The sequence below is a fragment of the Paraburkholderia sp. genome (genome assembly GCF_034668105.1).
GTDB lineage: Bacteria > Pseudomonadota > Gammaproteobacteria > Burkholderiales > Burkholderiaceae > Paraburkholderia.
Genome location: NZ_JAXDPY010000299.1, coordinates 1 through 8,254, shown reverse-complemented (window position 1 = coordinate 8,254; position 8,254 = coordinate 1). Strand labels below are relative to the sequence as shown.

The window sequence follows — 8,254 nt, the reverse complement described above, 5'->3', positions numbered from 1 at the left end:
TCAGACATAAAACGGAAAACCGTTATAAATGAATGAGCTAGTGAAGCTTGTGAAGGTGATACGTGAAAAGTACGGGGGAAGGGCGCGGAATGTAAGAGATCGTGAAGCGGGATCGGGAGGTGTTGGCTGGCGTTCCGGGTACGTCGGGCGGATGGCGCGCGAGGCGCCATTCCACTTCAGGCGGTGCGTGTGCAGAGGTCTCGAACTTATATGTAATAGGCTGTCCGTGTCATGACTTTCGACACCGCGCGCATCAGCGCGCGCGCGGGAAAAGGCAACTCGACGCCGCCCGCGTCCATCGCGGTTTTACCGTGCCGGGTCTCGTCCACGCGCATCTGTTCGACGATTGCGCGCGACTCGCGGTCGGCTGCGGGCAACTGATCCAGATGGCTATCCAGATGCTGTTCGACCTGGCGTTCGGTTTCCGCCATGAAGCCGAGACTCACCCGGTCGCCCAACCGGCCTGCCGCGAGACCGATTGCCAGTGAACCTGTATACCAGAGCGGGTTCAGGAGGCTTGGACGTGAATCGAGCGCTTCAAGGCGTTTGGCGGTCCACGCCAGATGATCCTCTTCCTCGATGGCGGCGTGGGTAAATACGGCTCGCAAGGACGGCGACCTGGTAGCAAGTTTCTGAGCCTGGTAAAGCGCCTGGGCGCATACCTCGCCCACGTGATTCACTCGCATCAAGCCGGCCGAATGCGCGCGTTCCGCGGGCGAAAGCTCGACGGACTCCGCGGCTAATTCTTGCGGAACCGGCAACGGACGACTCATCCGCGACACGCCGGTCATTGAGCGTAAACCCCGATCAAACTCGCTAATCAACTCGTCCAGAAACATTCAGCACTCCCTGATTCGACCACCGTCCGGCCGCGCTGACGGGTCCACGCGACAAGGCTTTGCGGGGCAAAACCGGGTTCGCGAAAACCCTTGATTCAAACGATTCCGACGGCCAATTTCTGATTTTAGACCATGTTGCGTAAACGAAACAGGAGCCTTCCTGGCCATCTCCTTTTTCTTTGTGGCATGTATGCCTTTTGTTACATTACGTGCAACTTCTCGCGAAGTTGGACAAGCAAGGCCTCAACGCAACATACATATATTCGCCTTGTACAAAAGATTCGTAATTCTTGGAGATCATTCGATGAAAAAGTCGCTTCTCGCTCTCGCCGCACTGGGCGCATTCGCAGGCGTCGCACATGCTCAGAGCAGCGTGACCCTGTACGGTATCATTGACGAAGGCTTCAACATCAACACCAACTCGGGTGGCAAGCACCTGTACAACCTGTCCAGCGGCGTTCTGCAAGGTTCGCGTTGGGGCCTGCGCGGCACGGAAGATCTGGGCGGCGGTCTGAAGGCAATCTTCGTGTTGGAAAACGGCTTTGACGTGAACAACGGCAAGCTGGGTCAAGGCGGCCTGATGTTCGGCCGTCAAGCTTACGTCGGTCTGTCGAGCCAGTTCGGCACGGTCACGCTGGGTCGTCAGTACGACTCCGTCGTCGACTACGTCGGTCCGCTGGAAGCCGGCGACCAGTGGGGTGGCTACATCGCTGCTCACCCGGGCGACATCGACAACTTCAACAACGCGTACCGCACCAACAACACGGTCAAGTACACGAGCGCAAACTACGGCGGCCTGACGTTCGGCGGCACGTACAGCTTCGGCGGCGTTGCTGGCAACGTCACGTCGAACCAGATCTGGTCGTTGGGCGCTGGCTACAACAACGGTCCGTTGGTCTTGGGCGTCGGCTACTTGAACGCACGCACCCCGGCAGCATCGGGTGGCCTGTTCAACAACGGCGGCACGGCTTTGGCAGCGAACGCAGCTGTGACGTCGACGGTCTACAATGGCTTTGCATCGGCTAACACGTACCAGGTCATCGGTGCTGGCGGCGCATACACGTTCGGCGCAGCAACGATCGGTGCAACGTACTCGAACATCAAGTTCGGCAACCTGGGCGCTTCGTACGCTTCGCCGTTCAAGGGTCAATCGGCTACGTTCAACAACGCAGAACTCAACTTCAAGTATCAGTTGACCCCGGCATTGCTGGTCGGTGCAGCGTATGACTACACGCGCGGCGCGGAAATCAACGGCGCATCGCGTGCTCAGTACCACCAAGGCGCGGTTGGCGTGGACTACTTCCTGTCCAAGCGTACCGACGTGTACGTGACGGGTGTGTACCAACACGCTTTGGGCGACACGATCAACGCAGCAGGCGCTACGGTCGCCGCAACGGCCGACATCAACAACCTGACGGCTTCGTCGAACCAGAACCAGTTCACGGCTCGCATCGGTATTCGCCACAAGTTCTAATAAGTCGTAATAAAGCAGCATGCCTCAAAGGCGCCTTCGGGCGCCTTTTTTTATGGCCGCGTGCGGTGCAAGGTTACCTGGTTTGTGTGGAAGCGACGGCTCAAAGAGAAAGGCCCGGCGGATGAAAATCTGCCGGGCCTTTCTCTTTTTCGCGCAGAGCGTGACTTCGCGTCAGCGCTGTTCAGGTCAATGGACCTGATGGGGCACAGACGCGCCACGAAACGCCTGGCGCGCTTATGCCCGGCCGTCGCGCAACTCGCGCCGCAGAATCTTGCCGACATTGCTCTTGGGCAACTCAGTGCGGAATTCGACGATCTTCGGCCGCTTGTATCCCGTGAGTTGCTGTTTGCAATACGCGAAGATGTCCGCATCGGTCAGTGCCTGATCTTTCTTCACGACGAACAGCTTTACTGCTTCACCCGAGTGCTGATCCGGCACGCCAACCGCGGCGACTTCGAACACGCCCGGCAACCTGGCGACGACGTCCTCGATTTCGTTCGGATACACGTTGAAGCCAGAGACCAGAATCATGTCCTTCTTCCGGTCGACGATCTTCACGAAACCACCTTCATTCATCAAGCCGACATCGCCCGATTTGAAGAAGCCATCCTGTGTCATGACCTTGGCCGTTTCGTCCGGGCGGTTCCAGTATCCGGCCATTACCTGCGGACCGCGGATGCAGATTTCCCCCGGCTGACCGAGCGGCACTTCGTTGCCCTCGTCGTCGCGAATCGAGATTTCCGTCGACGGCAGCGGCAGACCGATCGTGCCGCTATATTCCGTGACAGTAACCGGATTACAGGTGACGCATGGCGACGTCTCCGACAAACCGTAGCCCTCGATGATCGGCGTATGCGTATGCTCGAACCAGCGCTTGGCGACGGCTTCCTGCACGGCCATGCCGCCGCCATTTGCCGCGATCAGCTTCGAAAAATCGAGCTTGTGGAAGTCCGGGCTGTTCAGCATCGCGTTGTACAGCGTGTTCACGGCGGGAATCGTCGTGATCGGATAGCCTTCCAGCGCCTTGATCATGCCGGGTATGTCACGCGGATTCGGAATCAGCACACCGAGTCCGCCGGTACGGATCGTTAGCAGCCCGCAGACCGTCAGCGCAAAGACGTGATAAAGCGGCAACGCGACAACCGTGACGAACTGATCGATGTCCTTGCGGTTAGCGCGAACCGGATCGAGCCAGATTTCCGACTGCAGCACATTGGCGATCAGATTCCGATGCAACAGCGTGGCGCCCTTCGCCACGCCGGTCGTACCGCCCGTGTACTGTAGAAACGCGACGTCGTCCGGACCTTGCTGGACCGGTTTGAAACTCTGGCGGGCACCCTCGGCAATCGCCGTATTGAATTTGACGTGGCCCGGCAAGCTCCACGCCGGCACCATCTTCTTCACACGCCGCACGACGAAATTCACCAGCATGCCCTTCGCGCCCATCAAATCGCCCATTGCGGCAACGACAACGTGCTTGACCGACGTATTGCGCACGATTGCCTGCAGCGTGACAGCGAAGTTCTCGAGCAGAATGATCGCTTCCGCGCCACTGTCCTTGAGCTGATGCTCGAGCTCCCGCGGGGTATAGAGCGGGTTCACATTCACGACCACATAACCCGCGCGCAAGATCGCCGCGATCGCCACCGGATATTGCAGCACGTTCGGCATCATGATCGCGATGCGCGCGCCGCGAGCGAGGCTCTTGGACTGAAACCATGCGGCGAGCTTGTGCGAGAGCGCGTCCAGTTCGCCGTAGCTGATCTCTTGGCCCATGCAGACGAACGCGGGTTTGGCGCGGTGATCGCGGAAGGCTTCTTCGAGCAGTTCAGCGACGGACGAGTAGCGGGTCGGGTCGATTTCTGCGGGAACGCCGGGCGGATAGGATTTCAGCCAGATTTTGTCCATGCAGCGTCTCCTTCTTTATTTTCGAATGGTCGTGCTAAAAACGCATCGTAGCATGAGCACCCCTGTGCTATTCGCGAAAAGCGGCCGGGTTAGACTGCAGCCTCGAACCCGTTGCGGGCCGTCGCTGCGAGATTTTTGAGCGTGTTCTCAGGCACGTTCGACTTCGACAAGGCAGTCGTAGAACGTGGCCGATCCGCCCAGATCCGTGAGCGCCTGGCTGGTGACCTGATTGGCGTTGCGGCCGTCTGGCGCGAGCTTCTTCCACCAGATCGACAGGCCGACCACGAGCCCTTTACGTGCCTTGTCGGTGACACGGGCGCGCGCTCGCATCGAGCCGCGATCGTTGAATATGCGCACCTGATCACCGTCGGCGATGTTTCGCTGCTGCGCGTCGATCGGGTGGATATCCAGATGCGGCTCCCCTTCCGTCGAGCGAAGACTTTCGATGTTCACGAAGGTGCTGTTCAGGAAGTTGCGGGCCGGCGGCGAAATCATTGCAAGCGGGTAACGGGCGGCTAGCTCGGGCGCACCGTCCGCGGATTCGTAAGGCGGCAGATAATCTGGCAGCGGATCGAGACCTTGTTGGGCGAGACGCTCGCTGAAAAACTCGCACTTGCCGGACGGCGTGCGAAAGCTCCCCTCGGCAAACGGCGCGTCAGGCAGCTTTAGCTCCGCCCAGCCGGTTTTCTTTAGCGAGTCCCAGCTTACGCCTTCGAGCGTTTTGTCATTCCAGCGGAACGCTCCTTGTGCGATAGCGTCATCGCTCTCGTAGAGCGCAGGCTCCTGCAGGCCCATGTGGCGCGCGAGGCCACGAAAGATCTCCGTGTTCGGGCGCGCATCGCCGACCGGCGCGATCGCCGGCAAGTTGACCATCACGTGCGTGTGTCCGTACGACTTATGCACATCGAGATGCTCGAGTTGCGTAGTGGCCGGTAGAAGCAAATCGGCGTAGTCGGCAGTATCGGTCCGAAAATGTTCAAGCACGATCGTAAACAAGTCATCGCGTGCAAAACCAGCGGCGACCCGTTCCGAGTCTGGCGCGACCGCCACCGGATTGGAGTTATAGACGATAATCGCTTCGACTTTTGGACCGAAGGCTGCGTCGCCCGGGTGCAGCAGCGCGTCGCCAATCGCGTTCATGTTAATAACGCGCGGAGCCTTGGCGGGCCAGCCGGGCATCAGATCCGGCCGCTGCAACGCGTGCGAATCCACCGGCGCCCATCCGCCCGACGACAGCAAGACTCCGCCCGCTCGCTCGCGCCATGCGCCTGTCAGCGAAGGTAAGCAGGCGATTGCGCGTACGGCGTTACCACCGCCACGCACCCGCTGCAGCCCGTAATTCATCCGGATCGCGGCCTTTTTCGTGCTGCCGTAAAGGCGCGCGACGTCGACAATCACCTGCTCGTCGACACCGCAAATTTGAGCGGCACGTGACGGCGGATAACTGAGCGCGCGCGCCTTGAGTTGCTCGAAGCCTAATGTATGGGCCGCGATGTACGCCTGATCGAGCAGATTTTCCGTGATCAGCACGTTGATCATGCCGAGCGCCAAAGCACCGTCGGTTCCGGGTTTAAGTGCAATGTGCTGGTGGCACTTTTCCGCCGTCAGTGATCGGTACGGATCGATCGCGATCAGCCGTGCGCCGCGACGCTTGGCTTCCTGAGCGCGTGTCCAGAGATGCAGGTTCGACGCGATGGGATTCGAACCCCAGATCAGGATGACTTCGCTTTCGGCGAAAAATTCGGTGCGCATGCCAATGCTGGCGCCGTAGGTGTACTTCAACCCCGCTGCACCGGCGGCTGCACAAATCGTGCGGTCCAACTGTGACGCCCCGAGTGTGTGGAAGAACCGCTGCGCAATGCTTTCGCCCTGAACGAGGCCCATTGTGCCGGCGTAGCTGTACGGCATGATGGCTTCTGGCGCCCGGCTCGCGATCTCGGACAGACGTCCGGCGGCCAGTTCAAACGCTTCATCCCAGCTGATCGGCTCAAAGCGGCCTTCGCCTTTGCGGCCGACGCGTTTCATCGGTGTCGTCAATCGATGCGGATGGTGAACCCGATCAGCATAGCGGCTGACTTTGGTACACAGCGCGCCTTGAGTGGGTGGATGATCGGGATCGCCAACGACCTTGAGCGCTCGGCCACCCTCGATAGTCACGCGCATCGCACAGGTATCAGGGCAATCGTGCGGGCACACGGCGCGGGCGAATTCAGTTGGGGCATTCATTGGCGATTCGTCCGGAAGAACGGTAAGCGGTAGGGCAATCCTGAATTTTATTACGTCCGCCGCCCCTCTGACCTACATGGTGCCGCCAAAAATGCCTTCGGCGTAGAATCGGTTGTCAACGTGCCCGGGCGATATAGCCCCGAGCGATTCCACGCAACGCAAAGCACAGCGCCCATCATGAAACTGATCCCAGAAATCCAGGCCGCCCACGGCGAAATTCAGACCCTCCGACGAACGATTCATGCCCACCCCGAATTGCGTTACGAAGAAACCGCGACAGCGGATCTGGTCGCCAGGACCCTTGAGTCCTGGGGCATCGAAACGCATCGTGGATTGGGCAAAACAGGTGTAGTCGGCGTATTGAAACGCGGCAACGGATCGCGTTCGATCGGGCTACGCGCCGACATGGACGCACTGCCGATTCAGGAGCTAAACAGCTTCGATCATCGCTCGCAGAACGACGGCAAGATGCACGCTTGTGGCCATGATGGACATACCGCGATGCTGCTCGGCGCAGCGCGGCATCTGGTCAAGCACGGCGAATTTGACGGCACGATCGTATTCATCTTTCAACCGGCGGAAGAAGGGGGCGCCGGCGCCCAGGCAATGATCGACGACGGCCTGTTCACAAAGTTTCCGGTCGATGCGGTTTTCGGCATTCACAATTGGCCGGGCATGCCAGCAGGCCACTTCGGCGTGACCGAAGGCCCGATCATGGCGTCTAGCAACGAATTTCGCATTGAAATCAAAGGCGTGGGTTCGCACGCGGCGCTGCCGCACAACGGTCGCGACCCGGTGTTCACAGCGGTTCAGATTGCGAACGGGCTGCAGAGCATCATCACGCGAAACAAGAAGCCGCTCGATACCGCCGTACTGTCGATCACGCAGATTCACGCCGGCGACGCCGTCAATGTCGTCCCGAACGATGCGTGGATCGCTGGCACCGTGCGCACTTTTACCACCGAAACGCTCGATCTGATCGAAGCACGTATGCGCAAGATCGCCGAGAGCACGGCCGAGGCTTACGATTGTTCAGTCGATGTCCACTTTCATCGTAACTATCCGCCAACCGTCAATAGTAGTGAGGAGGCCCGCTTCGCGGCGGCAGTTATGAAGGAAATTGTCGGCGCGGGAAATGTCGACGACGCAGTCGAACCGACGATGGGAGCCGAGGATTTTTCGTTCATGCTGTTAGCGAAGCCGGGCTGTTATGCATTTCTCGGCAATGGCGACGGCGGGCATCGAGAATCAGGACATGGTGCCGGACCTTGCATGCTGCATAACGCGAGCTATGACTTCAACGACGAGCTATTGTCGATCGGTTCGACGTATTGGGTGCGGCTGGCACAACGGTTCCTCGCACAGGAAAATTAAGTGGTCTCGGTGGGCTGAAATCGGATGCGCTTGTTTGGAGCTGACGGGTTACACGAGCGCGCTGCGGATCGGGAAGGAGTGACGCCTGAGGAACGGCAGCGTACTGGAGCGGACCGCACGACAACGATGTTCCAGATCAGGCCATTCGATGTTTGCGGAGCCGGCCGTTGTGACGGACAGAGCGGCGGACAGTTGCGGGGACGCGGTCCCGGTCCGGGCGTGAGCGTGCCACCGTCGCGGTGATGACGGCGGGGGCGAAGCACGCGGTCTGCACCCGTTTGCGGGGGCCTTCTTTGCGTGTGCTGAGCCGTGTGCCTGTGCCGTGTGCCCGTTCCGGCGCTGCTTTGCCCGTTTTTTGCGTTTGCCCGTTTTTTTCGGGGCGGTAAACGCAGAAACCCCACCTTCTGGGGGTGGGGTTTCTGTTGCTGCTGGG

At 59.7% G+C, this 8,254-nt stretch carries 5 protein-coding genes; 2 read left to right on the top strand and 3 right to left on the bottom strand.

Going from position 1 to position 8,254, the window contains the following annotated elements; genetic code table 11:
* Positions 1-206: 206 nt before the first annotated feature.
* Positions 207-839 (bottom strand): 2-polyprenyl-3-methyl-6-methoxy-1,4-benzoquinone monooxygenase, encoded by a 633-nt coding sequence (coq7, locus tag QOC89_RS13635; protein ID WP_323045492.1) that lies wholly within the window; start codon positions 837-839, stop codon positions 207-209.
* A 304-nt stretch (positions 840-1,143) separates the two neighbouring features.
* On the opposite strand from coq7, the gene QOC89_RS13630 reads away from it, so the two are divergent.
* Positions 1,144-2,313, top strand: a complete 1,170-nt coding sequence (locus QOC89_RS13630; RefSeq protein WP_323045491.1) for a porin — start codon at positions 1,144-1,146, stop codon at positions 2,311-2,313.
* 234 nt (positions 2,314-2,547) lie between these two features.
* Here the strand turns inward: QOC89_RS13630 and QOC89_RS13625 are convergent, their stop codons facing one another.
* Positions 2,548-4,221 (bottom strand): long-chain fatty acid--CoA ligase, encoded by a 1,674-nt coding sequence (locus QOC89_RS13625; RefSeq protein WP_323045490.1) that lies wholly within the window; start codon positions 4,219-4,221, stop codon positions 2,548-2,550.
* 147 nt (positions 4,222-4,368) lie between these two features.
* Positions 4,369-6,447, bottom strand: a complete 2,079-nt coding sequence (locus tag QOC89_RS13620) for a molybdopterin oxidoreductase family protein (RefSeq protein WP_323045489.1) — start codon at positions 6,445-6,447, stop codon at positions 4,369-4,371.
* A 177-nt stretch (positions 6,448-6,624) separates the two neighbouring features.
* Here QOC89_RS13620 and QOC89_RS13615 point away from each other — a divergent pair, with 177 nt between their 5' ends.
* Positions 6,625-7,821: a M20 aminoacylase family protein gene (locus QOC89_RS13615; RefSeq protein ID WP_323045488.1), complete on the top strand. Its 1,197-nt coding sequence runs from the start codon at positions 6,625-6,627 to the stop codon at positions 7,819-7,821.
* Positions 7,822-8,254: the final 433 nt, after the last annotated feature.

Coding starts and splice junctions, on each gene's coding strand:
- coq7 (WP_323045492.1), bottom strand. CDS start 839: ATGTTTCTGGACGAGTTGATTAGCGAGTTTGATCGGGGTTTACGCTCA.
- QOC89_RS13630 (WP_323045491.1), top strand. CDS start 1,144: ATGAAAAAGTCGCTTCTCGCTCTCGCCGCACTGGGCGCATTCGCAGGC.
- QOC89_RS13625 (WP_323045490.1), bottom strand. CDS start 4,221: ATGGACAAAATCTGGCTGAAATCCTATCCGCCCGGCGTTCCCGCAGAA.
- QOC89_RS13620 (WP_323045489.1), bottom strand. CDS start 6,447: ATGAATGCCCCAACTGAATTCGCCCGCGCCGTGTGCCCGCACGATTGC.
- QOC89_RS13615 (WP_323045488.1), top strand. CDS start 6,625: ATGAAACTGATCCCAGAAATCCAGGCCGCCCACGGCGAAATTCAGACC.